This window comes from Pseudomonas sp. GW821-FHT07E12, from assembly GCF_058986605.1.
Genome location: NZ_JBYSVX010000084.1, coordinates 1 through 2,955, shown reverse-complemented (window position 1 = coordinate 2,955; position 2,955 = coordinate 1). Strand labels below are relative to the sequence as shown.

The window sequence follows — 2,955 nt, the reverse complement described above, 5'->3', positions numbered from 1 at the left end:
CAGAAAACGACGCACATCCATGTGCGTCGCCCTTCGGGTTTTTCCCGTCGTCTCCGCCGCTGCGGCAGGGGCCCCGGGTAAATCAAAGTCCAAGGCAACAGCAACGGCAAAATCACGAGCAACAGCAACAGCAACAGCAACAGCAGAAGCAGAAGCAGAAGCAGGAGCAGGAGCAGGAGCAGGAGCAAATTCAAAACAGCGGCCGGTTGTGGTCTTGGTCCGTCTTTGTTGTTCTTTCCTTATGACGGCTCGTTCCAGTTCGCAGGAACGTTCCTGGGTGATCAACCTTCGGCTGCTGAAAAGCGTTTTCCGCTTGCTTGGGGATGACGTCTGTGGGTGTATCGAAAACAGTCCAGCCTGCGCACCGTCCCCCCGACAATCTCTCTATCGTCGCCCCTGCGTAGGCGGGGGGCAGTGCCTTTGCCGGAACGGGGCAGGGAAGCTGCCAGCCGGCTATTCAGCGGAGGGGCCGCGCTTGCGCGATGACGGCTCGGCGGGTTCGTTGGGGGCATTTCGTGCGGTCGGTCCAAAAGGGGCGCTGCGGTCTGCGGATATTCTGGCTCGCTGCCCATTCGCCGACGTATGCTGCGCGGCCTCGCGTGTTGTGCCCTTCATCGTGTGGGATGGGGCACGGATTGGCGACAAAATTCACCTCCTGGCCTGCCCGCAAAGCTAGAATTGGCGGCTATGTAAACGTTTTCTCAAGGATGCCATGGCTGCTGTTGACCGAATCGAAGCCCTGATCGCCCGCATGACCCTCGAAGAGAAGGTCGGCCAGCTGGGGGCGTTCGCCGACATGGTGCGGCCGTTCGCGCCGGACGTGAATCCGGACGCCAATGTGCGCAACGCCGATGAGGTGCTGGCGCAGGTGCGCGCTGGGCGGGTCGGCTCGCTGTTCAATGGTGTGGGTGCCGAGCTGGGCCGGCAGATCCAGAAGGTGGCGGTGGAGGAAAGCCGGCTGGGCATTCCGGTGATCCTGGCGGCGGATGTGATCCACGGCATGCGCACGGTGTTCCCGATCCCGCTCGGCGAGGCTGCCAGCTTCGAGCCGGCGCTGGCCGAGCAGACCGCCCGCGCCACCGCGATCGAGGCGACCGCCGCGGGTATCCATTGGACCTATGCACCGGCGGTCGATATCGCCCGCGACCAGCGCTGGGGTCGTGGCGCCGAGGGCGCCGGTGAGGACACGTTCTTGGGATCGGTGCTGGCGGTGGCGCGCGTGCGTGGCTTCCAGGGCAAGGACCTGAAGGCCGCCGATGCGTTGCTGGCCACGCCCAAGCATTTCGCCGCCTACGGCGCGGTTGCGGCGGGCATGGAATACAACACCGTCGATATCGCGCCGCAGACCTTGCGTGATGTGCACCTGCCGCCGTTCAAGGCCGCCTTCGAGGCCGGTGCGGTGTCGGTGATGACCTCGTTCAACGACATCAACGGGGTGCCGGCCAGTGCCAATCGCGAGTTGCTGACCGGGATCCTGCGTGATGAGTGGCAGTTCCCCGGGGTGGTGATTTCCGACTACACCGCCGACATGGAACTGGTCGCGCACGGCTATGCGGCCGATGATCGCGATGCGACCAGGAAGGCGTTCCTGGCCGGCATGGACATCAGCATGCAGAGCGGCTTCTACGCCGCGCACCTGCCGGATCTGGTCGAGAGCGGTGAAGTTCCCGTTGAGGCGCTCGACGCGGCGGTGCGGCGGGTGCTGTGGCTCAAGGACCAGATCGGTCTGCTCGATGATCCGTATCGCTCGCTCGATCCGGCGCGCGAGGCCGACGACTCGCATCTGCCGGCGCACGATCTGCTTTCGCGCGAGGCGGCCAAGCGCTCGATCGTGCTGTTGAAGAACGAGGGCGGCGTGCTGCCGCTGAAACCGAGTGGGCAGAAGATCGCGTTGATCGGTCCGTTCGTGAGCGACCGCGACAACATCGAGGGTTGCTGGACGCTGTTCGGCGACAAGTCGCGCTATGTCACGCTGGAGACCGGCGTGCGTGCGGCGATCGGTGATCAGGCCGATCTGATCATCGAACCGGGCTGCGGGTTCGAGGAAGCCATCGACGGTGGTTTCCAGGCGGCGGTGCTGGCGGCGCAGTCGGCCGACGTGGTGGTGCTGGCGCTGGGCGAGCCGCAGCGGTTCAGTGGCGAGGCGCAATCGCGCATCGACATCGTGCTGCCGCCGGTACAGCTGGCGCTGGCCGAGGCGGTGGCCGCCACCGGCAAGCCGCTGGTGGTGTTGCTGCGCAACGGTCGCGCGCTGGCGCTGACCGGCGCGGTCCGCAACGCCGCGGCGATCGCGGTGACCTGGTACCTGGGCACCCAGACCGGTCATGGCGTGGCCGATGTGCTGTTCGGCCACTACAGCCCGTCCGCGCGGCTGCCGGTCAGTTTCCCGCAGGCGAGTGGGCAACAGCCGTTCTTCTACAACCACATGCGCACCGGCCGCCCCGAGTTGCCGACGATGTCCGAGTACAAGGCACGTTGGCGCGAGATCCCGAACGAGCCGCTGTATCCGTTCGGCCACGGCCTGGGCTACACCACGTTCGAATATGGCGTGCCGCAGCTGTCCACGGCCACGCTCGGCTGGGACGACACGCTGACCGTGACCACCCGCCTGACCAACACCGGCACGCGTGCCGGCGAGGAAGTGGTGCAGCTGTACATGCACGACCGCGTCGCCAGCCGGGTGCGCCCGGTGCGCGAGTTGAAGGCGTTCCGCAAGGTGCTGCTGCAGCCGGGCCAGAGCACCGAGGTGGTGTTCGCGCTGGATCGGCAGGCGTTGGCGTTCACCAATCCGCAGGGTGAGTTCGGCGCCGAGCCGGGCGTGTTCGACCTGTGGGTGTGTGCCTCGTCGAAGAGTGGCGAGGCGGTGCAGTTCGAGTTGCTGACGCGGTAATGGTGGTACGCGTAGGAGCGGCGTGAGCCGCGATGGGGTTTTACCGGTAAAACCCCATCGCCCGT

The 2,955-nt window shown here is 65.9% G+C and carries 2 protein-coding genes; one reads left to right on the top strand and one right to left on the bottom strand.

The features are described from left to right. Positions 1–285 (bottom strand): hypothetical protein (locus tag AC3WJE_RS20985; RefSeq protein ID WP_493732781.1); only part of this gene is annotated, 285 nt, incomplete at its 3' end. A 427-nt stretch (positions 286–712) separates the two neighbouring features. Here AC3WJE_RS20985 and AC3WJE_RS20980 point away from each other — a divergent pair. Then, a complete protein-coding gene (locus tag AC3WJE_RS20980) occupies positions 713–2,890 on the top strand; it encodes a glycoside hydrolase family 3 N-terminal domain-containing protein (RefSeq protein WP_493732780.1) in 2,178 nt (725 codons plus the stop codon). Positions 2,891–2,955: the final 65 nt, after the last annotated feature.

What these genes read in the sequence shown, in the direction of transcription:
- AC3WJE_RS20980 (WP_493732780.1), top strand. Translation starts at nt 713, where the DNA reads ATGGCTGCTGTTGACCGAATCGAAGCCCTGATCGCCCGCATGACCCTC.